This window comes from Kitasatospora sp. NBC_01300 (genome assembly GCF_041435235.1).
In the GTDB taxonomy this organism is placed as follows: domain Bacteria; phylum Actinomycetota; class Actinomycetes; order Streptomycetales; family Streptomycetaceae; genus Kitasatospora.
In genome coordinates, this window is record NZ_CP108409.1 from 355,516 (window position 1) to 378,676 (window position 23,161).

The following is a 23,161-nucleotide window of genomic DNA, read 5'->3' on the forward strand; positions in this document are numbered from 1 at the left end:
GCGGTCACGGCGCGCTCACCCCCAGCAGGGACCGTGCCGCCTCGACGCCGGAGCGGCAGCCGTCCTCGTGGAAGCCCCAGCCGTGGTAGGCGCCGGCGAACGCGGTGCGGCCGGTGGCGAGTTCGGGCAGCCGGCGCTGGGCGGCGACCGTGCGCGCGGTGTAGACCGGGTGTTCGTAGAGGGTGCGGGAGACCACCATGTCGTCGGGGATCGGCTGCTGACGGTCTTCGTTGAGGGTGACCAGGTAGTCCTCGGCGGTGTCCAGCCGCAGGAGCCGGTTGAGGTGGTAGCTGATCCGGACCCGGTCGGAGGAGGCGGTGCAGTGGGGCATCCGGTAGTTCCACGATCCGCGTGCCGAGCGTGCGCTGGGCAGGACGGTGGCATCGCGGTGGAGCACGGTCGGGTTGTGCGAGTAGGTGAAGGCGCCGAGGACTTCGAGTTCGGCGTCGGTCGGGTCGGCGAGCAGGTGCACGGCCTGGTCCGCGTGGGTGGCGACGACGACGGCGTCGGCCCCGGTGCGGTGTCCGTCGGCGGTGACCACGGTGACGCCGTCGAGGTGGCGGTGCACCGCACGCACGGGGGCGGAGCGGTGGACGGTTGTGAGCCGCTCGGCGATCTTCTCGACGTAGGTGCGCGAGCCGCCGACGACGGTGCGCCAGAGCGGTGAGCCCGTCACGGAGAGCATGCCGTGGTTGTCGAGGAAGGCGAACAGGTAGCGGGCCGGGTAGTCGCCCGCCAGGTCGGGGGCGCAGGACCACACGGCGGAGACCACCGGGGTCATGAAGTGGCTCACGAAGTACGGCGAGAAGCCTTCGGCGGCGAGGAATTCGCGCAGGCTCGGGTCACCGGCAGCGGGGTCGGCGAGCAGGCGGCGGGCGAGCCGGTGGAAACGCGGTACCTCGGCGAGCATCCGCAGGTACCGGCCGCGGACCAGAGCGCCGGGCCGGGCGAGCAAGCCGACCGCTCCCTTCGCCCCCGCGTACTCCAGGCCGCACCCGTCGCAGCGCACGGACATGCTCATCTCGCTGTCCTGGGTGCGGACGCCGAGTTCGGCGAACAGGCGCACCAGATGGGGGTAGGTCCGCTCGTTGTGCACCAGGAACCCGGTGTCCAGCGCCAGTGCCCGCCCGTCCCGAGCAGTCGCGTCCTGGGTGTGGGCGTGGCCGCCGAGGCGCCCGTCGGCCTCGAACAGTTCGACCGCCAGCCCAGCTCGGGAGAGCTCGTACGCCGCGGTGAGTCCGGCGACGCCGGCCCCCACCACCGCCACCCTGCGCGGACGTGCACCGTCGGCTGCGCCGACGGCCCGGGTGGTGGAGACGGTGTCGAACACGGTCACGAGAGTCCCTCCCGACGGGGCCGCGACGCGGCCCGCATTGTCGTTGCACAGAACCTTCGGAACCGGCTCCGACTCGGATTGGCCGGACTTCCAGGGACAGGCCGAGGCCCCGTCTGAAGCAGCAGCGGTGGGGCAGTCGCGGTGGCGTGGGGAAGCCACCGCTGCGCACCGTGCGGTCGTGCCCACCTCGCGCTGCGGGCAGGCGCTTCCCGTCGGGGCGTGTCAGGGGGTGTGGGTGTGGACGGGCAGGCGGCTGACTCCGCCGATCAGGGATCCGCCGGGGAAGGCGAGCGTGGTGGCGGGCTCGGCGAGGCGCAGGCCTGGTGCGCGGTCGGCGAGTGCGCCGAGCGCGGCCCGCAGTTCCAGCAGCGCGAGGTCGGCGCCGATGCAGCGGTGGGGGCCGTGTCCGAATGCGAGGTGGGGACCCGGCACGCGGGTGATGTCGAAGGTGTGGGGGCGGTCGAAGACGGCGGGGTCGCGTCCGGCGTGCGCGTGGGACGGGACGACCGCCTCGCCGGCCCTGATCGTGGTCGCCCCGACCGTGACGTCCGCCACGGCCAGGCGGGGCAGTCCGACGTCGGCGATGGTGTCGAAGCGGAGGATCTCCTCGATGGCCGGTCGGAGGAGGGCCCGGTCGGTACGGAGAGCCTGCCACTGGTCCGGGTGGTTGAGCAGGGCCAGGACACCGTTGGTGAGAGTGGCGGCCGTGGTGGCGTGTCCGGCCACGAACAGGTTGACGGTGGTGGCGAGCAGTTCCGGACGGCTCAGGTGTCCGGCGGTATGGGCGTCCCGGAGCCGGCCGAGCAGCCCGCCCGGCAGCAGGGCGTCGGCGGCCTGCGGAGAGAAGAGCAGCCGGTCGTAGTGGGCGCGCAGCGCCTCGTGGCCGGCCCGGGCCTGCTGTGGCGGCAGCGAGGTCAGCGAGAGCTTGCGCCGCGCCCACTCGGCCGGCGGGGCACGGTGCGCGGAGCTCACCCCGAGGACGTCGCACACGACGGCGTCGGCCAGCGGAAGGGCGAACGCACCGTGCAGGTCGACCGGTTCGGAGCCCGTTCCGGCGGCCAGCAGCGTGTCCAGGAGACGGTGCACGTGGGCGTCCACCGCGGGCGCGAGGCGGTCGACGCTGTCGCGGCGGAACGCGGGTGCGCAGAGCCGGCGGACCCGGGTGTGGTCCGGAGGGTCCAGGCCGAGCAGGCTCGGCTCGTCCCGGTCCGCCAGGGTCCACCGGGGGCCGCCGGGGGTGGCGAACATGGCCCTGCGGCTGAATCGGCGGTCGGCGAGGACGCGCACCACGTCGGCGTGGCGGACCGCGAGGTGGGCCGGATCGCCACTGGGCAGGGTGATGCGGGCCAGGCCGGGCAGGGTCAGGAGCCCGGTGTGCGGCATGGGCGACAGGCAGTGGGCGCGGTCGAACGGGTAGGGCAGCCGGCGGGGGTGCGGGGTGGCCGTCGTCATGACCCTGCCTCCGAGGCGTGGGACACGTGCTGGGGACCGGTCGGCGGCAGGCCGCAGGCCGCGCGGGGATGGGCGTGGTCGGGACGTGGGTTGCGCCCGAGGTGGTCGTGCCACTGTCGGCGCAGGGCGTCGCCGGCGGTCAGCCCCAGCCAGTCCAGTACGCGCCGGGCGGTGCCGTCGGAATCGGCCACCAGGTCCGTGAAGTGGACCGTCAGGCATCGGTCGGCGACCGACGGGTCGGTGGTGAAGGCGTACATCCTCGACAGTGCGGTGTGCGTGGCGGCGGTCATGTCCCGTCCGATCTCCACGGTGTCGACGGCGTCACTGCGTTTGCGGCGGGCCGCGGACACGAGGCCGCAGACGGAGCCGATCGCCTCGTCGAGGTCGCGTTCGAGGACGACGAACCTCGCGCCGGGGTGAGCGCGGTCCAGATCCGGCAGGTGCCACAGATGGGAAGGGCTCTTCAGGACGAGCCGGGATCCGGCCGGGGCCGGGCGCCGGGCGAGGATGTGGGCGAGCTGGACCCGGTGGAGCGTGTAGGCGGCCGTCAGGTCCTGCTCGGCGAGCCAGGACGCGTAGCCCGGGACCCGGTAACTGAGCAGGCCGAGGACGCTGTTGCGGAAGTCCGTGTTCATCAGGTGTTCGCACTCCTCCGGTTCATTCGCCCCGGTGGGGTGGACGCGGGCCAGCTCGGGCGCGGTCCGGGTCAGCTCGGCCACGTGCCGCTCGGCCTCGGCGACCAGGTCCTCCGTCCCGGCTCCCGGCGGGGTGACCGGTGCCAGCAGCTCCCACAGGCGGGGTGCCCGCAGCGCCGGATGGTGGGCCAGGAGCCTGTGCAGCAGGGTGCTGCCGGTCCGTGGCAGGCCGACCAGGACGACGGGAGGCTCCGACGCCACCGGCGGTGCGGGCAGGGCGTGCACCCACAGCCGGGTGCGGAGAGCGCGGAGCAGGGTGTCGCGTGCCTCGGCGCGGCCGGCCGGGCTGAGGCGGGCCTCGGCCTCCAGGGCCGCGACGAGCAGGTCCAGGGCCGGTCCGTGACCGGGTGCGCCGAAGTCCGTGAGGCCGGTGAGGCGTACCGCCTCGGCCCGCAGCCCGTCGGCGTCGAGCCGCCCGACCGGTGCGGCCCCGCCGCCGTCCCTGCGGCCGGGGAGTCCGGGGCGGGGCGACCGCCCCGCGTTCACCGCGCGGCTCCGGGCCGATCCGGGCATCCGGTTCGAGCGGTCCACAGCTCAGCGACCCGGTCGACCACGGCGCGGAGCCCGTCGCGCTGCACTCGCGGGTTGATCACACAGAGCCGGAAGGCCCTGCGGCCGGCCACGGTGACGCCGACGACCATGGCCCGCCCCTCCTCGCGCAGGTCACGGCAGACCTCGTCCACTGTTCGGTCGGCGTCCTCCGGGGACGGGTCGGGCGCGGCGGCGGGTGGCAGTGCTCGGAAGGTGACGACGGCCAGGGAAGGACCGGTCACCACCTCCAGGCCGGGCCGGGAGCCGATGTACGCGGCGATGTCCTCGGCCATCGTCAGTCCCCGCTCCACCGCGGCGCGGAAGGCGTCCGCGCCGAACACCTTCAGCGACAGCCACAGGCGCAGCGCCCGGAACTCCCGCGTCTGCTCCACCCCCCACTGGAGGTAGTCCACCTCGCCCTCGTCATGGCCGGTGGCGCCCGCGTCCAGGTACCCGGGGAGCCCGATGCCGAACGCGCGCGTCAGGCGGGCGGGGTCACGCAGCAGCACGCATCCCGTCCCGGCGGGCTGGAACAGCCACTTGTGCGGATCGACGCTCACCGAGTCCGCCTGGTCCAGGCCTTCGAGCGGGCCGCGTCCGCGCTCGGTCAGCGCCGCGGGCGCGCCGAACGCGCCGTCCACGTGCAGCCACAGGCCCTCGTCGCGGCAGAAGGCGGCGAGCTCGGGCAGCGGGTCGATGTCGCCGGTGGCCGTGGTGCCCGCGTTGGCCACCACCAGGAAGGGCCGCAGACCGTCGCGGCGGTCCTGGGCCACCTGCCGCGCGAGGCCGTCCAACGGGATCCTGCGGTGGACGTCGGCGGGCAGGGCCCGGACCCGCTCCTCGCCGATGCCCAGGACGTGCAGGGCCCGGGGGACGGACACATGGGTCTGGTCGGAGAAGTAGGCGGTGGCACCGCGGGCCTCGGTCCCGACGAGCGCGTCGCGTGCCGCCGTCAGCGCGGTCAGGTTGGCGGCCGAGCCGCCCGAGACGAACAGTCCGGACGTACCGGGGGCCAGGCCCAGCAGCTCGGCCAGCCAGCGGACGGTGGCCGACTCGATCGCACTGGAGACCCGCCCGGTGAATCGCCATCCGGTCGGCACGGCGAAGCCGGCGGCCAGAGCCGATCCCAGCACCCCGGTGACGGTCCCCGGGGCGGGTACGAACGCGAGGAAGTCCGGATGGTCCGGGTGCGCGTTGCCCTCGCGCAGCAGCCGGCCCACCTCGTCCACCAGTGCGAGCGGATCGTCCACGGGAGCCTCGGGCAAGGGCTCCACACGCAGCCGGGCCGCGTCGGCGGCCGAGCCCGGCGAGGCCACCGGAAGACCCGGGTGCCCGCCCCCGAGGTGTCCCGAGACGATGTCCCAGACCCGGCGGCCCAGGGCGGTCACCGACTCGGCCGGCAGGGTCAGGGAGGTGTTCGCCGGGCCGCCCCCCGTCGGGAGCCCGCTCCGCCGCGAGTCCCGCCGCCCGTCCTGCGCTCCGCCTCTGCCGCACTCACTGATGGTGTCCACGGAGTCACACTGTGACGCCTGGGTCGGGGCCTGACAAGTGCGCCCCCCTGTCCGGGCTGCCGGGGTACCGGCCGGCTCAGGCTGCGGGGTTCAGACCGTTTCACCGGGTGTCGAGGCCCGCCGGCGCAGGAGCTTCTTGTCGGGTTTGCCGGCGTCGGTGAGCGGGAGGGCGTCGGTGAAGTGGACATGGTCGGGTTCGTACATCTCGCCCCGGCCCTGCCGCACCCAGGTCCGCAGTTCTTCAGCGGTGACGTCGGCGCCGGGGGTGGTGACGACGGTGGCGTGGACGCGTTCATGGCCGCCGTCGCCCTTCACCCCGTAGACGGCACTGTGGCGTACGGCGGGGTGGGTGTGGAGGAAGTCCTCCAGTTCGGTGGTGTACACGTGGCCGCCGACCACCGCGATCATGTCCTTGGCCCGGTCGACGACCGTCAGGTAGCCCCGCTCGTCCAGCGTCCCGAGGTCGCCGGTGAGCACCCAGCCGTCCCGCAGCACCTGGGCGGTCAGCTCGGGGTTCTTCCAGTAGCCCTCCATGACCTGGCTCGAGCGGGCACAGATCTCGCCCACCACGCCTACCGGCAGCACGCGGCCGGCCTCGTCGCGGATCTCGACCTCCACCCCGGGCACCGGCCGCCCGGCCGTGCGCAGGACGTCGAGGCGGTCGGGGTCGTGCTCGGAGGCGGGCAGGAAGCTGATCGCGCCGGCCTCGAACTGGCCGTACCCCTGCTGGAGAACGGGGCCGAAGCGGCGCACCGCCTCGGCGATCCGGGTCGGCGAGGACGGCGTGCCCCCGTAGGTGATCTCCCGCAGGCTGGAGAAGTCGGTGCGCTCGGCGTCCGGGTGGTCGAGCACCTGGTAGAGCAGCGGCGGGAGCAGCATCATCGTGGTGATCCGCTCGCGGGCGATGGTGGCGAGCACTTCGGCGGGGTCGAAGGCGTGGTGCAGGAACACCGTGCCGCCCCCGGCGAGGGTGCCGTCCGCGATGAAACCGGCGGCATGCGAAAGCGGCATGCAGACCAGGTCACGGCGGCCGGCGCCGCTGAACAGCTCACGCATGGTGGCGGTGCTGTCCTGCATCCGGCCGAAGGTGCTGCGCACGCCCTTGGGGTGGCCGGTGGTGCCGCCGGAGTGCCGGATGAAGCACAGGTCCTCGGGCCGGGCCGCGCTCGCCAGCGGTTCGCCGGACTGCCTGCCGGCAAGTGCGAGCAGGTCCTCCCCCAGGCCGCCGCCGTCGCCGAGGACCAGGACGTGCTCCACCGGGGGCATCGCCTTGAGCAGCTCGCCGGCGCGGGCGGCCAGTCGCGGGTCGACGATGAGGGCGTAGGTCTCGACGTCGGCCGTCATCGCGGCCTGCACGTCCACCGCCAGCCGGTTGTAGAGGTGGTTGTAGTGCGCGCCGAGCAGGTTGACGGCGTAGCGCGCCGCGATGGTCTCGGGCAGGTTCCCGCACAGTAGCGTCACGGTCCGCCCCGGCCCCACCCCGCGCTCGCGCAGGGCGCGTGCCAGCCGGTACACCAGGGACCGGAACTCCCGTGCGCCGATCCGGCGCTCCCCGCTCACCACCACGTCGGCCGGCTCCTCGGCCAGCCCCTCCAGGACGATCTCCACGTAGTTCCGGAAACCCGGCTCCGACGACGACATCACACTGCCCCTTCCCCTCATCCCGCCCGGCACCGTTCCCACCGGGCGGTGCGCGCGCGGGTGCGCGGCCCGGGCATGATGACGATCAGTCAACTCGGCGATCCCTGCCCAGGGCGCGCCCGGGGCAATCCCGTCGGGCCGGTACATCCGGGTCAGGCGCGAAGCGTACGGGCGGCGGCCACCACCCCGTCCGCCGTGCGACCCGGATGGTTCGCGCTGTCAGCCACCGACCCGGCCGACCTCGATCCGGCGGTCACCACCACTGGCACGCCGTCCGGTACCTGCCCGCCGAGGTCGGCGAGCAGAACGTCGACGGGCGGCAGGGCGGCGGGGGTGCAGACGGTGACGTAGAGGGTGCGGGCGTGTGCCTGGGCGTCGACGGGCGGGGCGCCGGGTGTGGCGGACAGCCAGGTGGTGGCCGCGTACGCGCGGCCCCTCGCCCCGGCCCTGTGGTCCTCGCCCCGGGCGAGGGAGGCGAAGACGACCATCCCGGCGAAGACCAGTGCCATCAGGTTCGACACGAACATGTCGATGACGGAGACGGTGTGGTCGTTGTTGTTGGCGACGTAGGCGCAATGCTGCTGACCTTGGGGCTCCTGGCTCGTTGAATCGGTGTGGGTGGGAATCAGTCGAGTTCGGGTGTGCGGTTGGTGGACCAGATCGCGCTGGGTGTGTTGACGAGGGTGTTTCCACCGGAGTTGGCGGATGAGGTGGTCGATGCGACGGGTCGGCGGGAGTTACGAAGGAGCCGGCTGCCGGCACGGGCTTCGTCCTTGCGATGTGCCTGTTCCGCGGGGACGGACGGACAACGCGCGCCTCGCCACTGGATCGACCTGCACCAGCCACGAACCTGCCCGCTGATCACGCTGCTCAAGTCGGATCCACCGTCCCAGCCGGGGAGGCGTCAGCCCGTGGACGGGAGGCCCCCACCCGCAGTGACCACGCCGGTCTCATAGGCGATGACGACCATCTGGGCCCGGTCATGGGCCTGGAGCTTGGCCAGCAGCCGCCGGACATGTGTCTTGACGGTCGCGATGCTCAGCCCCAGATGCTCGGCGATCACGCGGTTGGGCAGTCCCCGGGCCACCAGTCGGAGAACTTCCCGTTCCCGCGGGGTCAGGCCCGCCAGCTCCCGGGCAAGCCGCGGGCGCGGCTCGTGGCGTCCGGCGAACTCGCGGATCAGACGGCGGGTGACCGAGGGCGCGAGCAGGGCGTCGCCGGAGGCGACCACCCGCAGGGCTGTCAGCAGGTCGGCGGGGAGGATGTCCTTCAGGAGGAATCCGCTGGCTCCGCCGCGGAGTGCCGCGTACACGTACTCGTCCAGGTCGAACGTGGTCAGGACCAGCACGCGGGTGCCGTCGGCGTCCGGGTCCGCGCAGATGCGCCGGGTGGCCTCCAGACCGTCCATGCCCGGCATCCGGATGTCCATCAGCACGACGTCGGGCCGTAGCCGCAGGGCGAGTTCGACGGCCTGCTCGCCGCTGACGGCCTCGCCCGCGACGGCGAGGTCCGGCACGCTCTCGATGAGCAGGCGGAAGCCCGCCCGCAACAGCGCCTGGTCATCGGCGATCAGAACCCGGACCGGCCGGTTCACCATGCTGTCTCCGATCCGCAGCGCAGCCGCGCATGCACCCGGAATCCGCCCGTCGGCAGGGGGCCGGCGGAGAGGGTCCCGCCGCACATGGCCGCCCGCTCCCGCATCCCGATGAGTCCGTGCCCGCTGCCAGGACGCCGGGACGGGAGCCGGGGAGGCGCGTCGTTGACGACCTCGATCTCGACCGCCTCGGGACCCACCCGGGACAGGTTCACCCGGCAGTCCGCCGATCCCGCGTGCCTGACGACATTGGTGAGGGCTTCCTGAACGATCCGGTAGACCGCCAGTTCCACACCCGGGGGGAGCGGTGGATCCGGGTCGACGGACAGCTCCACGCGCGGGCCTGCGCCGTCCGCGAGCACGGGCAGGTCCGCCAGACCGGGGGCGGACCCCAACTCGGCTCCGTCACCGGGTGATCGCAGAACGCCGAGCATCCGGCGCATCTCGGTGAGCGCCGTCCGGCCCGCTGTCCCGACCAGTGCGAGGGTCCGCTCGGCCTCCTGCGGGTTGGTGGAGGCCACCGCACAGGCCACCTCGGCCCGGACCGCGATGACAGTCAGATGGTGGGCCACCACGTCGTGGAGCTCGCGGGCGATCCGCAGGCGCTCGTCCGTCACGGCCTGCCGGGCGGCGAGTTCCGCGTACGAACGCTGCTCTCTCAGCGCGGTGCCCACCAGCCAGGGCAGGGTCATCATCAAGGACGCGAAGACGACGCCCCATGCGACCCCGGAGGCCGGGACCGGTCGCGGTACGAGGGCCATGGCCGCCGCGACGGCGCCCAGCGAGCAGCCGAGCGCCGCCGCGGACCGGCGCGGCGGTTCCCGCACCGCCACCGAGTACAGGGCGACCCCGACGGGGACCCAGGACTCCTCCCATCCGGTGAACGCCATGGCGAAGACCGCTCCGGCCAGGACCGTGTACAGAACCCGGACGGGCCGTCTACGCCGCACCGCGACCGGCAGCCAGACCACCGCCGCCACGGCTCCCGCGCCCCAGCCACCGCTCCGCGTCTCGCTCGCGCCGAACCCCAAGGCGAGGAACACGGCCGCGACCGTGTCCACGCCGTGCCACTGTCCGTCCCGCAGACGTCTGGCCACCAGCGGCCGTGACTCCCCGTCGCCCATGCCGGCCACGCTATCCACACAGGCGCCCGGGGCCTGTCAGCCCGGAGGACGTCATCTCCTGGGCTGAGTCATCCGCACGGCTGATGCCCGTCGTACCCTCCTGGGCTGACACCGGGTTCCTCCCCGGGGGCGAAGCCGCCGGGCTCACCGGGCGGAACAGTGGAGCCATGAATCGGAGAACACTGCTGTCCTCGTCCGCCGCACTGGCCGCCGCCCTGATCCCGGGTCCGCTCGCGCCGGTGGCCGTCGCACGACCGGGGCAGGAGGAACCCGTGCGGTTCCAACTGCCCGCCCCGAACGGACCGTACCCGCTGGGTACGATCGCGCTGCACCTGGCCGACACCACGCGGCCGGACCCCTGGGTGCCCTCCCGCCCCTGCCGTGAGCTGATGATCAGCATCTGGTACCCCGCCAGCGGCTGCGCGGACCGCCCCACCGTTCCCTGGATGCCTCCGGCGGCGGCCGACCGGTACCTGAGCCTCCTCGGCCTGCCTCCCGGCCGGGTACGGCTGGGAGGCACCCACGGCCACGAGGGCGCTCCCGTCGGCGGCCCACCCGGCCCCCTGCCCGTCGTGCTCTACTCTCCCGGCGCCGACGCGTCACGGTCGTTCGGCACCGGCATCGCGGAAGACCTCGCCAGTCACGGCTTCGTGGTGGTCACCGTCGACCACACCTACGACGCGGCGGCGGTCGCCTTCCCCGGTGGACGCGTCGAGACGAATCCGCTGGGCGGGATCAGCGACTACGCCAAGGCCCTCGCGGTCCGTACCGCCGACATCCGCTTCGTCCTGGACCGGCTCGCCGTCCTCCGCTCGGGTGGCCACCCCGGCGTCTGCCGCACCCCGCTGCCCACAGGCATCCGCGGGGCGCTCGACCCCCGGCGCGTCGGGATGCTCGGCCACTCCCTGGGCGGCGCCACCACCGCCGCGACGATGCTCACCGACGGGCGGGTCACGGCGGGAATGAGCCTGGACGGGGGCGCGGCGGGCCCGGTGGTGGACGCCGGGCTCGACCGTCCGTTCCTGGTCGTGGACACCCCCGGCAAGGGCGGCATGGAGAGCAACCCCGCCCTGCGCGCGTTCTGGTCGCATCTACGCGGCTGGCGCCTGCACCTGACCGTACGGGGAGCCGCGCACCAGTCGTTCGGCGACGATGTGCTGCTCCTACCACTGATCGCCCCTCTCCTGGGCATGTCACCGCCCGATCTGGAGGACGAGGTCGGGACGATTCCCGGGCACCGGGCACAGGCGTTCCAACGCGCCTACCCGCGCGCCTTCTTCGACCTCCACCTCCGCGGCCAGGGGCGACTGCTCGACGGTCCCTCCCCCGACTTCCCCGAGGTCGACTACGCCCGGTGAACGCGTTGGCGCCGGCCCCGCCCGTCCGGGCTCCGAGGTACCACTCCGGGGCGTTCATCGGGCGGAGTCCGGTGAGAGAGGGTCGTCGGTGTCCTCGGCTTCACAGGGAGGATCGTGCTCCGTCGCTGCGATCGGCGCTGCGGTGACCGGCACGTACGCGGTGTGCGCCGCAGGGCTGTTCGCCCTCGGCTGCGGCGCGCTGGCCGCCTACCGCACCGTGCGCTCCACCGAGAACCAGGCCGACCAAGCCGTCCTCGAACGCCTGCGGCGCGAACCCGATCTCGCCCCTGAGGGGCTCGCCGCCGACCTCGGCCTGCGCCCGGCCGCCGTCCGGCTCAGCCTTCACCAGCTGGCCACCGCCCGCCGGCTCCCCCAACAGCCCTTCCCGATTCGGGATGCTGACCAGATGTGACCGAGTGCCCCAGTTGGCGAGGCTGAGCGCTTGGTGGCGAATCAGGGCCCGGCACCCGTGCGCTTCCTTCGGGGCTGTGATCGCACTTTCGGACTCGGGTGCTGCCGAACACCCGGCCAGGGGCCGCCGGTGTGAACCGGCGGTGTGTCAGCTCGGTGGGCAACCGCGACCCCGCCCGTGTGATCGACAGTGACGGAAGGCGATCCCTCGCCGAGAGACCCTCTTCCCTTTTCTGGAGTTGATCGTGACATACCCACTGTCGGAGGTCGCCGACCGGCCAAGCTCGACGCACGGGCACCACGCCGGTTCGTCCGGGCGGCGGAGCCGGGTGTCAGCCGTGGCGGCCGCCGTGTTCTGCGCTACGGCCGTCGCCCCGCTGGCGCTGCCCGCGCCCGCCCACGCACAGGGCACCTGCACGGTGTCCGGCCCCACCACCACCTGTACGTTCGCCTCCACCGGCGCCGAGCAGACGTTCACCGTGCCCGGCGGTGTCACGCAGGTCGACGTCACGGCGATCGGCGGGGCCGGCGGCGTGGAGGACAACGGCGTCGGCGGCGGCCGGGGCGCCCAGGTGTCCGGCACCCTCACCGGGCTCTCCGGGGGACAGACCCTCTACGTCGAAGTCGGCGGCACCGCCACCGGCGGCGCCCCGTGCGCTGGTAGCGCGCAGTGCACCGGCGGGTTCAACGGCGGTGGCAGCACCCACTTCGGCGGAGGCGGCGGCGGCGCCTCCGACGTCCGCACCCAGCCCGGCACCACGCCCCTCACCACCACCGACTCCCGCCTCATCGTGGCCGCGGGCGGCGGCGGAGCCGGCTGGGCCGGCCAGTGCACCGGAAGCCCGGGCGGAGACGCCGGCCAGCCGGGCACGAACGCGACCTGCAACGGAGGAAACGGCGGCGGGGCGGGGACGTCCACCCAGGGCGGGGCCGGCGGCACCGGCGGGGGCGGGGTGTTCGGCGGTGGGACCGGCACGCTCGGTACCGGCGGCACCGGAGGCGGCCCGGGCGCCTCCCTGACCGGCGGTGCCGGCGGCGGCGGCTACTACGGCGGAGGCGGCGGCGGCAACATCAACCCCTTCATCAGCCCGAGCGGCGGCGGGGGCGGCGGCGGCGGAGGCTCGTCGCTCGTCCCCGCCGGCGGCACCGGCCCCACCGCCACCAGCGCCACCCCGAGCATCACCATCAGCTACACCACCCCGGGCAAGCCCGTGAAAACGCGCCTGATCGCGTTGCCCCAGCAGGTCCGGCTCGGCCTGCCGGTAGTGCTCGACGACCTGGTCTGCCCGGCCGGTACGGGCGCCACGACCCCGCCCACCGGCACCGTGACGTTCACCGACACCACGACCGGCACGACCCTGGGCACGGCACGCCTGATCCTCAATCTCCGAAACTGCGCCGCCGCAGGGCGCGTCGTCTTCTTCCGGACCGCTGGTGCGCACGTCATCACCGCCGTCTACAGCGGCGACACCGTCTACCAGGGCAACAGCACCAGCCCTGAGACCACCACGGTAACGGTGACGGCCTGAGAACGCCGCAGAAGCGTCGGCCCCGCTGCGGGGCGGGGCCACGCACTGCGGTATCGCGACCAGGTGACAAAGATCCGAACAGTCCCAGGTGCCGTCCGAGCCGGGCCTTGAGTTCCGCGACTGGGCTGCTCAACCGCCGAATGAAGTGCTCAGTCACACCAGAACGAGAAGGACCGCCCTGATCCAGGTAGCTGCCGGCGAAGGTGCCGTCGAAGCCGAGGGCCACCCGCGCGGGGTCGGTGTCGGGGTGGTGGGTCCAGGTCGGGTTGGCGATCATCGCGTCGAAGTCCTTGCGGGTGATCTCCGGCTCCAGCCACTCGTCTCCGCAGCCCCGCCGCACCCAGACGTTGCGGCGGTGGTTGAGCAGCAGCCAGTCGCGGCGGGCCCGGCAGGCGGAGCACGTCACCGGCATGCCGCGCAGCGCGAGTTCGGCTGGGTGCAGCAGGCCGCGGACTGCCTCCGGGCCGCTGGGGTCTGGGTCTCGTACTCCAGCTGCAGGAGCGGGTCGGAGCCGGCCGGAACCGGGGTGGTGATCGGGGCCGGGGCGCTGTTGGTGTGCTCGGTGGTTCTGGTCACGGGCTCTCCGTTCGTGGTGCTCGGGTACAGATGACCACCCGGGTCAGCTTCGAGCCGGTCGACCGCAGACGCCTCCAGCGCGGGGCCTGGCCGGGCCCCGCGCCTCAGAAGATCAACGCCGAACGGATTCTCCGGCCGCCGCGAGCGCGGCCTCCCACGGGTACGCTTCCGGCTTCCCCTGCCCCGGGATGTTCGGGACGAAGCCCCCTTCCCCGAGCAGCACCCGGACCCCGGCGTCGCGCAACGTCGTGACGCTGCGCAAGAACTGGGGATGCCCAGTGAGCGCCGTGTTCGTGCACGGCATCACCGTCAGCGGGATGCCCTTGCCGATCGCCTCAGCCGCGTACCCGATGACCCAGGAGGTCGTGATGCCGAGCGCGAGGCTGTTGATGCTGTTCATCGTTCCGGGAGCAAAGAGGACGGCGTCGGCGGGCGGAAGCACGTCCGGGTCGCCTGGCCGACGGTAGGCGGACTTCACCGGGTAACCGGTCAGGCGCTCCAGCTCGGGCAGTTCGGCCTGGAGCCAGCTCGCCGCTGTCGGCGTGAGCCCGAGTGCCACGTCCCACCCCCTGTCCTGCGCCTGGCGCACGACGTGCGCGACGTCCAGGACGGGCGGGGCGGCGGAGCCGAAGAGGTACAGGACCGGGCGCGTGGCGGACATGAAGGTCATCGAACCCTGCGGGAACAGGCTTCGGCAACCCGGCCGAATTGCCTGAGGTCTACGGCTACTTGGCGCTACCGTCGGATCACCGGGCCCGACTCGCAAGGGGCGCACCGTGACCGACTTCACGCCCGACACCATCGGCAAACGGATCAAACAGACCCGCAAGCTTCGGCACATGACCCAGACCGAACTCGCCCTGAAAGCGGCGATCTCGGCATCCCACATGGCTCAGATCGAGCAGGGCAAGCGACAGGCCAGCCCGGCAGTCGTCGCGTCCATCGCCCGAGCGCTGTCCGTGCCCGTCGCCGATCTCGAAGGACGCCCGTACATCGAGGAGTTGCGGCGCGACCAGCTCGACGGGCTGATCCAGCCCATCCGCGAGTCGCTCGACGTCTTCGACCTGGGCGCCGACCCGGACGTCGCCCCGCGCCCGATCGAGGACCTCGTCGCGCACACCGACCGGGTGTGCCGCCTGATCCGCGCGTCGGACCTGCGGAGCGCGGCCGCAGAACTGCCCGGCTTGATCACCGAGACCACGACCGCGGCACACAGCACCGGTGACCGGCGCGCCTGGCAGGCCCTCGCCATGCAGTACCGCTCCGGCTACGACCTCGCCAGCAAGCTCGGGTTCCAGGACCTCGCGTCCATCTCCCTCGATCGCATGGGCTGGGCGGCCGAGCGGGCCTCCGACGCCGTGACCGGAGCGATCAGGCAGTACAACCGGGCACTGGCCTACCTACGAGCCGGCCAGTACCGGACCGGCATCCGTATCGCGGAACTGGCCCGGCAGACCGCTGCGCAGGCCGATCCGGGTATCGAGCGGGAGGCCGTGGCCGGTCAGGTGCACCTCGGCATCGCGGTGCTCGCTGCCCGGAACGGGGACGCCGAGGCGATCACCGGCAACCTCGCCGAGGCCGAGTCCATCTCGGTGCGAACCGGTGAGGTCCCGGAGCTCCTCTGGCTGGCCTTCGGTCCGACCAACGTCGCTGCCCACCGGGCGAGTTGCCTGATCGACCAGATGCTCTACCACGAGGCCCTGATAGTCGCGCGGGCCATCGAGATCCCCGACTCCTGGCCCGCCAGCCGTGCCGCGCACCATCACGCAGAGATCGCCCGGGCTCTGCTCTGGACCGGCAAGGGCGACGCCGCCTTCCGCCGTCTCCTCGACGCCCGCCGCCTCGCCCCGCAGCAGTCCCGGCACAGCTCCACCGTCCGCGAAACGGTGGCCGGTCTGCTCCGGGCACAGCGTCGGCTCCCCGAGTCGATGGCGAACTACGCCTCGTGGATCGGAATGTGACCGTGGACTAACACACGGTTGTGTGAGTTCTCGACTTCCAGCGGCTCGACCTTGTTCGTGACGGATTCACCGACATGACAGGAGTTACCGCATGCCCCGCTCGTTCGGCCCCGCCAGCACATGGGCCCCTCCCGGCGACACGGTCGTCGCCGTCGAGGGCGGCACGTTCTGGGACGCTGTCGCCGTCGGCCAGAAGCTCGGTCTGGAAGCCCTCTCGATCCTCGAAGGCGTCACCGTGCACCGTCCCGGGCCGGTGATCTGGGGCAGCCGCCGTGAGCCCCGGATCTACTTCCTGGTGCCGCCGCGAAGCGGCATCGAGGCCGACTTGCCCGGGGGTCGTCTGCTCAGCTTCGGCGACTACGTCGCGGGTCCGGGCATCCTGGTCATCGGACCGCCCGGTCCCCACTGGCTCGTACCGCCGGATCCCGGCCATCCGGATCGGCTCGTCGACCCGGTGCTCCTCGCCTCCGCCCTCAGAAAGTGTTGGGTAATTGATCAACTTCGTGGCGTGATGCACTGGCGGTGATCGTCGCGGTCGAGGCATCCGCGACGATCACCGCCATGTGTGTCTGCGCGTGCAAGCCTTCCTACGACTCGTCGTTGACGGATGCCCAGTGGCTGGTGATCGAGCCTCTGCTGCCCGAGCGGGATCCGCGTCGGGGAGGGCGGCCGTTGAAGTTCCCGCGCAGGCTGGTCGTGGACACCGTGTTGTACGTGCTGGTCAGCGGATGTGCGTGGCGCCTGGTGCCGCATGACCTCGCGCCGTGGGACGTGGCCTACCGGTGGTTCCGCGCCTGGACGGCCGACGGCACGTGGAACCGGGTCCACGAGACGCTGCGCGAGCGGGTCCGGGTGGCGGACGGGCGGGATCCGCAGCCCTCGGCGGCGGTGCTGGACTCGCAGTCGGCCCGCAGCCACCAGGGCGGCGAGGCGATCGGCTACGACGCGGGAAAGCGCGTGCGGGGCCGCAAGCGGCACCTGCTCGTGGACACCTGCGGGCTGGTCCTGCGGGCGGTGGTGCACTCGGCCTCGGTGCAGGACCGGGCGGGCGCGAAGCTCGTCCTTTCCGGTATCCGGGAGCTGTTCCCGCAGGTCGGGCTCGTCTGGGTCGACGGCGGCTACGTCAACATCGTCGATGCGGGCCTGGTCGGCTGGGCGGCGGACCGCGAGAACCTGGAGATCGTCGCGGTGCCGCGCAATGCTGATGTGAAAGGCTTCCAGGTGCTGCCCCGCAGGTGGGTGGTCGAGCGGACATTCTCCTGGCTGGGACGGTGCAGACGGTTGGCACGGGACTACGAGCGCAAGACCGCGCACGCCGAAGCAATGATCAAGGTCGCCATGATCCGGCTCATGGCCGCCCGCCTCGCCGGCGAGGAGGTCGAACCACGCGGCCCCATCGAGACCGAAGCAGCCCGCCGCCTCGCCGACGACCTCAAGAACGAGTGATCACCCGATTACCCAACACTTTCTCAGGCGCGCGGTCGAATCCCGCTGGGTCACCCTCCACGTGAGCAGCGGTCAGCAGTTACAGGTGCTGGCCGGTGAGGCCCAGGTGGAGGGCAAGGCGTGCCTCAGGTGCAACAGCACCGAAGCGCCGCTGCGTCCGGCGGGTAGGAGCAGCGTCGTGGACGAGGCCGGCGCCGAGCGCGACTTCGACCCGGTTTTCTGCGCGACCCACCTGGAAAGCGGGCCGACGTCGAAGGAGGGGGTCGAGTGATCCCGCACCTCACCACCGCGGCCGAGCGGCAGCGCGCAGTCGCGCACTGGCTCGCCTGCGCGGCCCTGGTGCCTCGACTCGCCTTCAACGACTGGAAGAAGGACGGTCTGGCGCTGCTGCCCGCCGGCGTGCTGTTCGCCGTGGTGCCCGTTCCGGCCGCCGAGGTCCACGCGGCTGCTCGTACCGACCAACGTCGGCAGGTGGACCGCTACCTCAGCCGCGTGCTGGGCGGCCCGGTGTTCTGCTACGACTCGTACGACGCCTACTTCGCGCTGGTCCCGGCCGGCACGGCGCGGCACTGGAACCTCTCGGACGTGCCCTGCCTGGGCCGGGGACAGACCGTCGCCGTGCCGCGGCCAGGCCTGACCCGCGAGGACGGCACCCGCGCCTTCTGGTCCGTCCAGATGGACTCCCCCGCCCTGCTGTGCCAGCCCAACCTCGTCGCCCACCTCATCCTGGCCGGCCGACGCCGGGGAGCGACCTGTGGCTGAGCCCCTGCTCGACATCGACGTGGCCGGAGTTCTGCGCGCGGTGGGCCAGGCGGACGCCCTCTCGGAACGAGCCCTGGCCGGCGAGGAACTCACCGGACCCCAATTGGACCTCCTCTACGCGTTGTACGAGGAGCTGACCGCCCATCTCGCGCTCCTGCTCGCCGCGACCGAGGAGAAGTACCGGCACTCGGCGCCCCGGACCCCGATGCGGGTCCTCGTCCGCGACGCCCTGCGACTCGGCGGCAACCTGGTCGCACGGCCGCTGCACCTCGGCGTGCTCGACATCGTCGCCATGGCGCCGATCTGCCGCCTCCTGCTTGTGCTGCACCAGGGCAAGAACGTCTTCGACCGGTATGCCGGAGGCCACCCGCTGGTCTGGGCGGAGCCGGAGACCGTGGACGGCCAGGCCGGTGTCTCCGCGCCGGCAGGTGAACCGTGATCACGGGACAGGGCCAGGGGGAACAGTGACCGACGGCGACGCCACGTTCGGCAGGTTCGTCTCGCTGCGTCGTTCGGTGCTCGGCTGGACACAGCTCCGCCTGGCGGCGGAGCTCGACCGCAGCGAGGACTGGATGTCGCAGGTCGAGCGGGATGTCCAGCAGGTCCACGACCTGCAACTCTTACGACGGATGGCCTCGGCCTTGGGCGTCGGGATCGACCAGCTCCTGGCGCTGCCACAACCGGCCGCGAAGCGGCCGAGATCACCGCGCCGGCGTGTCAGCTCGGCTACGCTGGCGACGACTTCCGGTGCCGAGGAGGACGATGTGCGTCGCCGCCCGTTCCTGACCCTGGCGGTGGCCGCCCTCGCCGCCCCGGTCGCCGGCCTGCAAGTCGCCCGTGCCGAGGCGCCCTCACCGCTGTCCGGCCTGGAGGACCTGCTGGTGTACGGGCCGGGCAGGATCCCGGCTCCTCCCATCGAGCCGACCCTGGGGTCCGTCGACGCTTCGCTCACCTCTTCCCGCCAGGAGTTCAGGTCGGCCCGGTACGACGTCCTCGCGCAGGCGCTGCCCGGCCGGATCGTGGCCGCCGGCATGGTCGGTACGGCGGAGGAACGAGCCCGGAACGTCGCCCGCTTCTACAACGTCGCCGCCAGGTTGAGCATCAAGATCGGTGACAACAACCTGGTGGCGGTGACGTCGGACCGCGCCCTGACCGCCGCACGGCTGGGTGGCGACCCGCTGATCACCGCCGAGGCCCAGCGGATGGTCTCCAGTTCCTGGCGCCGCCAGGGCAGCCTGGCCCGGGCGACCGACATCGTGGTGCTCGCCGCCGAGGATCTGCTCACCGACGCCTCGGTAGGCGAGGCCGCCCGCCTGGCCGTGCGCGGTGACCTGTACGCCACCGCCGCCTACACCGCGGCCAAGTCCGGCGACCGGTCGTACGCTCACGCCCTCATCAGGGAGGCCAACGACAGCGCCACTGCTGCCAGCCGGACGTCCGGCCGCGCGGACGGTGTCCAGGGTGTCGCCCTCCACGAGCTGTCGGTGCATTACGAACTCGGCGACGCCGGCCGGGCGATCGAGCTCGCCAGGACGATCGCCCCGGCCGCGCTGCCGACCGCCGAACGGCAGGCCAGGTTCTTCACGGACGTGGCCCGCGCCTTCGACCAGTGGGGCAAGCACGAGCAGTGCTACCGGGCCCTGCTCGCCGCCGAGGAGACGGCCCCGCAGGAGGTTCGCCGGGGTGCCGTCCGTGACCTCGCTGTCGGTCTGCTGCGGTACGACCGCCGGCTTCCGGGAGTGCGCGACTTCGCCGCTCGGGCAGGTGTGCAGCTGATCTGACCCGTAGTCGGACTACGGGCCGTAATCCGACTACGGATCGCGGCAGCGAACCGGTAGTTCACTGGGACAGTCAACCCGTCCCAGGCTGCGGAGGCTCCCGCCATGCCGACACCCAGCACCTCCCCGCTCTCCACCGGCCCCCGGCACGCCGCGCCGTCGAACCGCGACCGGTTCGGTGTCTTCCTGACGGCCTCCTGGGCCACCCTGCACGTGCCCGTGCTCGTCCTGTTGGGCGTCGCTGTACAGCACCAGGTCGACGCCCGTCCGGTGGCTGCGGACACCGCCCCGGACCTGCCCGCCGCCCCGTAGGCGTCGGCGTTCTCATCGGCTCCACCCCCTTCTTCCACTCGCTCGTCCGAGAGGAGAACCGGCCATGCACCGGCTGTCCGTCGCGTCCCCGCTGAACACCGAACTGGACCGCATCGACTACCGCACCACCCCTGAGTACTACATCGACACCGAGCAGGTCACCGACCCCGTCGTCGCACACCTGCTCGGCCGCTGCCCGACCGTCTTCGGGCTCAAGAAGGCCATCGCCGACCTGCTGACCGGGCAGTTGGACATCGAGATGCCCGAGACCAGCGGGACGATCGAGCCCGGTGCCGTCGTCCGCGGCATGGTGACCGTGGCCGCCGGGGCCGTCATCGCCGAGGGTGCGGTCGTCACCGGCCCGGTGCTGGTCTGCCCCGGTGCCGTGATCGACGCCGACGCCCGGGTCCGGGACCACACCGTCATCGGCCCCGGCTGCCGGATCGGCTGGGGAGCCGAGATCACCCGCTCCCTGCTGACCGGCGGGGTCTTCATGAAACACACCAGCTTCGTCGGCGACTCCGTCCTCGGCATCGGCGTCAACATCGGCGCGTTCGTGTCCACCACCGGTCTGCGCGTCACCAGCGGACCGGTCACGGAACCGGCCACCGACGAGGTCTGCGCGCGCCTCGACGGGCACCGCGTCCCCACCGGCCAGACCAAGTTCGGCGCCGTGATCGGCGACGGCGTGATCGTCCCCGCCGGCACCGTGCTCCAGCCCGCCACGCTCATCGGCGCCCACACCACCCTCTACCCCCGCACCCAGATCGGCGGGTTCTTCCCCGCCGGAAGCCAGGGAAGGTGACCATGACCTCCACCACGACCTCCGACCGGCTCACCCTGCGGATCACCGGCGGCCGCCCGCTGCACGGCAGCACGACCGTTCAGGGCAGCAAGAACATCGCCCTGCACCTGTACGCGGCCGCGATCCTCGCCGACCAGCCGCTCACCCTCACCGGCGCCCCCGCGATCCTCGACACCGGAGTGTGCGCGGAGATCCTCCACCGCACCGGCACCCACGCCACCGTGACCGACGGCGAGTTCGAGACCCGGCCAGCCGACTCCTACTTCCCGGTCATCCCGGACGACCTCGGCCGTCGCATCCGCACCACCGCGGTCATGGCCGCTGCCCTGCTGACCCGCTGCGGCAAGGTCACCTTTCCGTTGCCCGGCGGTGACGCCTTCTGCGCCCGCCACATCGACCTGCACCTGGCCGCCATGGAGGCCGCCGGCGCCGACGTCGAAGTGAACCGGGGGCGCGTACGTGCCCGTTTCCCCGGTTCGAAGCGGTTGCCGTTCATCACCACGGTCAGCACCAGGAAGTGGGGTCCGAGCCTGGGCGCGACAGTCACCGCGATGCTGCTGGCCGCCCGCACCCCCGGCACCTCGTCGATCCTCGGGCCGAGCATCGAGCCCGAGGTCACCGTCACCGCGGAACTGCTCGCCCGCTCCGGCGTCGGCATCACGTGGCAGGGCACCGAAGCGCTGCACGTCACCGGCACCGACCGCATCGCCGGTGGCGTCTTCCCGGTTCCGTTCGACCGCTTGGAGGCCGCCACCCTGGCACTCGCCGCCGCGATCACGGGTGGGGACGTCCACCTCGACGCCTTTCCGCCCAGCGGCTTCCCGACGGGCCTGGTGTCGGTCTTCGCCGACGTCGGGATCCTCCTGACCGCCGAGCACGCCGGGACGACCGTCAGCGTGCCGAGGGGACTGCGCGCGGTGGAGGCGGCGACCGGCCCTCACCCGGGCTACCCGACCGACGTCCAGCCCCAGCTGACCGCCGCCCTCACCCGCGCCGCCGGAACGTCCCGGATCGACGAGCGGATCTACAGCCGACGCGACAGCCACCTCGCGGCGCTGCGGCAGTTCGGCGCCGTCGTCAACGCCGACGGCCCGGTGATCACTGTCTAGGGCCCGTCCAGGCTCCTCGCCGCTGACGTGGCGGGCGAGGACATCCGGGCGGTGACCGCGCTCGTGCTCGCCGCCCTGGCGGCCGAGGGAACCTCTACGATCCGGGGCATGTACCACCTCCGGCGCGGATACGGCGACCTGCTGGCCAAACTGTCCGCGCTGGGAGCCGACCTGACGATCATCCAGGAGCTTCCGTGAGCAGCACCCGACCGTGGACGTCGGACACCGTCACCGAACTGCAGCAGTGTCTCGACCTGTTGGTCAACGACGGCGCCCTGCCCGGCGGCGTCATCGCGTACGGCACGCGCGACAGCAAGCCCGAGTTCGCTGCCTCCGGCATCGTCGCGCCCGAGTGCGGGAGTGAGCGGCCCGGCCCGGACACGGTCTACGACGCCGCGTCGCTGACCAAGGTCCTGTCCACCTGGCCGCTGATCGGCCTGGCCGACGGCATCTCCGCGGACACCCCGGTACGCGATCTGCTTCCCGACCTTCCGGACCAGGCGCCCGGTGGGAAGGTGACGGTCGGGCAGATCCTCGCGCACACCTCCGGGCTGCGGGCCGACACACGTCTCGACCAGTACCGGAACCGCACCGAGCCCCTGGCCGCGCTGATCTGCGGCGAGCCGCTGATCGCCGAACCCGGCGCCGGCCACCGGTACATCAACCGCGGCTTCATCCTCCTCGGTCTCGCGCTCGCCCATGTCCACGGCCGCCGCCTGGATGAACTTGCCGTCGACCTCTGGCAGTCCCTCGGCATGACCCGCACCATCTACGGGCCTGTCAGCCGATCCTCCGAGGTCGCCCCGACTGAGCAGCGCCTCCCCGGCGGCCCGCGCCTGTGGGGCATCCCGCACGACGACAACGCCGCCCTGCTCGGCGGCGTCGCCGGCCACGCCGGGGTGTTCACCACCCCGGCCGACCTCGCGGCCTTCGCGGACCGGCTCCTCACCGTGCACGCCGACGGAAGCGGACTGGGCTCCTGGCTCCGCACCAGCATGGAACCGCAGGCCGAGATCGAACCCGGTCTCCACCGCGGCCTGGCCTGGATCCTCGCCGACGACGCCCGGGTCGCCTACCACCACGGCTTCACCGGCACCAGTCTCTACCTCTCCCCCGGCACCGGCCGCTACCTCGCCCTCTGCACCAACGCCGTCTACCACCACCAGGACAACCGCACCCGCCTCGCCCCGCTCCGCAACCTCGCACTCAAGGCCGTGACCGCCGACTGAG

The 23,161-nt window shown here is 72.6% G+C and carries 24 protein-coding genes and 1 pseudogene; 15 read left to right on the plus strand and 10 right to left on the minus strand.

The features are described from left to right. Positions 1-4: 4 nt before the first annotated feature. The 6 genes from OG556_RS35225 to OG556_RS35250 all read right to left on the minus strand — a co-directional run bounded on the left by OG556_RS35225 (position 5) and on the right by OG556_RS35250 (position 7,693). A complete protein-coding gene (locus tag OG556_RS35225; protein ID WP_331745390.1) occupies positions 5-1,330 on the minus strand; it encodes an FAD-dependent oxidoreductase in 1,326 nt (441 codons plus the stop codon). A gap of 228 nt (positions 1,331-1,558) precedes the next feature. Further along, positions 1,559-2,788: a cytochrome P450 gene (locus OG556_RS35230; RefSeq protein ID WP_331743455.1), complete on the minus strand. Its 1,230-nt coding sequence runs from the start codon at positions 2,786-2,788 to the stop codon at positions 1,559-1,561. After that, a complete protein-coding gene (locus OG556_RS35235; protein WP_331743458.1) occupies positions 2,785-3,969 on the minus strand; it encodes a sulfotransferase in 1,185 nt (394 codons plus the stop codon). Before OG556_RS35235 ends, OG556_RS35230 begins: the two co-directional genes overlap by 4 nt. Continuing rightward, on the minus strand, positions 3,966-5,525 hold the full coding sequence (locus OG556_RS35240) for an aminotransferase class V-fold PLP-dependent enzyme (RefSeq protein WP_331743460.1): 1,560 nt from the start codon (positions 5,523-5,525) through the stop codon (positions 3,966-3,968). The genes OG556_RS35235 and OG556_RS35240 overlap by 4 nt, the downstream gene beginning before the upstream one ends. Positions 5,526-5,615: 90 nt before the next feature. Next, the gene (locus tag OG556_RS35245) at positions 5,616-7,166 is read right to left on the minus strand and encodes an AMP-binding protein (RefSeq protein WP_331743463.1); all 1,551 of its coding nucleotides are present in this window, start codon (positions 7,164-7,166) and stop codon (positions 5,616-5,618) included. A 152-nt stretch (positions 7,167-7,318) separates the two neighbouring features. Then, positions 7,319-7,693 (minus strand): hypothetical protein, encoded by a 375-nt coding sequence (locus tag OG556_RS35250; protein WP_371523082.1) that lies wholly within the window; start codon positions 7,691-7,693, stop codon positions 7,319-7,321. 183 nt (positions 7,694-7,876) lie between these two features. Here OG556_RS35250 and OG556_RS35255 point away from each other — a divergent pair, with 183 nt between their 5' ends. After that, positions 7,877-8,122 (plus strand): hypothetical protein, encoded by a 246-nt coding sequence (locus OG556_RS35255; RefSeq protein WP_371523194.1) that lies wholly within the window; start codon positions 7,877-7,879, stop codon positions 8,120-8,122. Here the strand turns inward: OG556_RS35255 and OG556_RS35260 are convergent. Together OG556_RS35260 and OG556_RS35265 are read right to left on the minus strand one after the other, a co-directional pair. Beyond that, positions 8,071-8,763: a response regulator transcription factor gene (locus tag OG556_RS35260; RefSeq protein ID WP_331743469.1), complete on the minus strand. Its 693-nt coding sequence runs from the start codon at positions 8,761-8,763 to the stop codon at positions 8,071-8,073. The two genes, OG556_RS35255 and OG556_RS35260, sit on opposite strands and share 52 nt — an antisense overlap. Beyond that, a complete protein-coding gene (locus OG556_RS35265) occupies positions 8,757-9,857 on the minus strand; it encodes a sensor histidine kinase (RefSeq protein WP_371523083.1) in 1,101 nt (366 codons plus the stop codon). The genes OG556_RS35260 and OG556_RS35265 overlap by 7 nt, the downstream gene beginning before the upstream one ends. 194 nt (positions 9,858-10,051) lie before the next feature. On the opposite strand from OG556_RS35265, the gene OG556_RS35270 reads away from it, so the two are divergent. From OG556_RS35270 to OG556_RS35280, 3 genes are all read left to right on the plus strand, one after another. After that, positions 10,052-11,242 carry a lipase gene (locus OG556_RS35270; protein WP_331743475.1) on the plus strand — a complete coding sequence of 397 codons (1,191 nt, stop codon included), beginning with the start codon at positions 10,052-10,054 and terminating at the stop codon, positions 11,240-11,242. A gap of 142 nt (positions 11,243-11,384) precedes the next feature. Next, positions 11,385-11,654 (plus strand): hypothetical protein, encoded by a 270-nt coding sequence (locus OG556_RS35275; protein WP_331743477.1) that lies wholly within the window; start codon positions 11,385-11,387, stop codon positions 11,652-11,654. A gap of 244 nt (positions 11,655-11,898) precedes the next feature. After that, positions 11,899-13,182, plus strand: coding sequence for an Ig-like domain repeat protein (locus tag OG556_RS35280; RefSeq protein ID WP_331743479.1), 1,284 nt, complete (start codon positions 11,899-11,901; stop codon positions 13,180-13,182). A 402-nt stretch (positions 13,183-13,584) separates the two neighbouring features. Here OG556_RS35280 and OG556_RS35285 read toward each other — a convergent pair whose 3' ends face one another. After that, positions 13,585-13,758 (minus strand): hypothetical protein, encoded by a 174-nt coding sequence (locus OG556_RS35285; protein WP_331743481.1) that lies wholly within the window; start codon positions 13,756-13,758, stop codon positions 13,585-13,587. A 112-nt stretch (positions 13,759-13,870) separates the two neighbouring features. Beyond that, on the minus strand, positions 13,871-14,419 hold the full coding sequence (locus tag OG556_RS35290; RefSeq protein ID WP_331743482.1) for a flavoprotein: 549 nt from the start codon (positions 14,417-14,419) through the stop codon (positions 13,871-13,873). A 115-nt stretch (positions 14,420-14,534) separates the two neighbouring features. Between OG556_RS35290 and OG556_RS35295 the strand changes: the two genes are divergently transcribed. The 11 genes and pseudogenes from OG556_RS35295 (at position 14,535) to OG556_RS35345 (ending at position 23,160) form a co-directional block, all read left to right on the plus strand. Then, positions 14,535-15,719, plus strand: coding sequence for a helix-turn-helix transcriptional regulator (locus OG556_RS35295; RefSeq protein WP_331743484.1), 1,185 nt, complete (start codon positions 14,535-14,537; stop codon positions 15,717-15,719). A gap of 91 nt (positions 15,720-15,810) precedes the next feature. Beyond that, positions 15,811-16,245: a hypothetical protein gene (locus OG556_RS35300; RefSeq protein ID WP_331743487.1), complete on the plus strand. Its 435-nt coding sequence runs from the start codon at positions 15,811-15,813 to the stop codon at positions 16,243-16,245. A 35-nt stretch (positions 16,246-16,280) separates the two neighbouring features. Next, positions 16,281-17,165 (plus strand): IS5 family transposase, encoded by an 885-nt coding sequence (locus tag OG556_RS35305; protein WP_331743490.1) that lies wholly within the window; start codon positions 16,281-16,283, stop codon positions 17,163-17,165. A 61-nt stretch (positions 17,166-17,226) separates the two neighbouring features. Then, a complete protein-coding gene (locus tag OG556_RS35310; RefSeq protein WP_331743492.1) occupies positions 17,227-17,436 on the plus strand; it encodes a hypothetical protein in 210 nt (69 codons plus the stop codon). Further along, complete coding sequence (locus tag OG556_RS35315) at positions 17,433-17,927, plus strand: hypothetical protein (protein WP_331743495.1); 495 nt, start codon at positions 17,433-17,435, stop codon at positions 17,925-17,927. The genes OG556_RS35310 and OG556_RS35315 overlap by 4 nt, the downstream gene beginning before the upstream one ends. Then, the gene (locus OG556_RS35320; RefSeq protein WP_331743498.1) at positions 17,920-18,366 is read left to right on the plus strand and encodes a hypothetical protein; all 447 of its coding nucleotides are present in this window, start codon (positions 17,920-17,922) and stop codon (positions 18,364-18,366) included. The genes OG556_RS35315 and OG556_RS35320 overlap by 8 nt, the downstream gene beginning before the upstream one ends. A gap of 25 nt (positions 18,367-18,391) precedes the next feature. Further along, a complete protein-coding gene (locus tag OG556_RS35325) occupies positions 18,392-19,708 on the plus strand; it encodes a helix-turn-helix domain-containing protein (RefSeq protein ID WP_331743501.1) in 1,317 nt (438 codons plus the stop codon). A gap of 102 nt (positions 19,709-19,810) precedes the next feature. After that, positions 19,811-20,017, plus strand: coding sequence for a hypothetical protein (locus OG556_RS35330; RefSeq protein ID WP_331743504.1), 207 nt, complete (start codon positions 19,811-19,813; stop codon positions 20,015-20,017). A gap of 64 nt (positions 20,018-20,081) precedes the next feature. Continuing rightward, positions 20,082-20,822 (plus strand): hypothetical protein, encoded by a 741-nt coding sequence (locus OG556_RS35335; protein ID WP_331743507.1) that lies wholly within the window; start codon positions 20,082-20,084, stop codon positions 20,820-20,822. Between the two features lie 2 nt (positions 20,823-20,824). Continuing rightward, positions 20,825-22,129 (plus strand): annotated as a pseudogene (locus OG556_RS35340) (UDP-N-acetylglucosamine 1-carboxyvinyltransferase). Continuing rightward, entirely contained in the window at positions 22,126-23,160 is a 1,035-nt protein-coding gene (locus OG556_RS35345) for a serine hydrolase domain-containing protein (protein ID WP_331743509.1), read from the plus strand. Before OG556_RS35340 ends, OG556_RS35345 begins: the two are co-directional and overlap by 4 nt. Position 23,161: the final 1 nt, after the last annotated feature.

Coding starts and splice junctions, on each gene's coding strand:
- OG556_RS35305 (WP_331743490.1), top strand. CDS start 16,281: ATGTGTGTCTGCGCGTGCAAGCCTTCCTACGACTCGTCGTTGACGGAT.
- OG556_RS35245 (WP_331743463.1), bottom strand. CDS start 7,166: ATGTCGTCGTCGGAGCCGGGTTTCCGGAACTACGTGGAGATCGTCCTG.
- OG556_RS35250 (WP_371523082.1), bottom strand. CDS start 7,693: ATGTTCGTGTCGAACCTGATGGCACTGGTCTTCGCCGGGATGGTCGTC.
- OG556_RS35270 (WP_331743475.1), top strand. CDS start 10,052: ATGAATCGGAGAACACTGCTGTCCTCGTCCGCCGCACTGGCCGCCGCC.
- OG556_RS35335 (WP_331743507.1), top strand. CDS start 20,082: ATGCACCGGCTGTCCGTCGCGTCCCCGCTGAACACCGAACTGGACCGC.
- OG556_RS35260 (WP_331743469.1), bottom strand. CDS start 8,763: ATGGTGAACCGGCCGGTCCGGGTTCTGATCGCCGATGACCAGGCGCTG.
- OG556_RS35230 (WP_331743455.1), bottom strand. CDS start 2,788: ATGACGACGGCCACCCCGCACCCCCGCCGGCTGCCCTACCCGTTCGAC.
- OG556_RS35330 (WP_331743504.1), top strand. CDS start 19,811: ATGCCGACACCCAGCACCTCCCCGCTCTCCACCGGCCCCCGGCACGCC.
- OG556_RS35300 (WP_331743487.1), top strand. CDS start 15,811: ATGCCCCGCTCGTTCGGCCCCGCCAGCACATGGGCCCCTCCCGGCGAC.
- OG556_RS35290 (WP_331743482.1), bottom strand. CDS start 14,419: ATGTCCGCCACGCGCCCGGTCCTGTACCTCTTCGGCTCCGCCGCCCCG.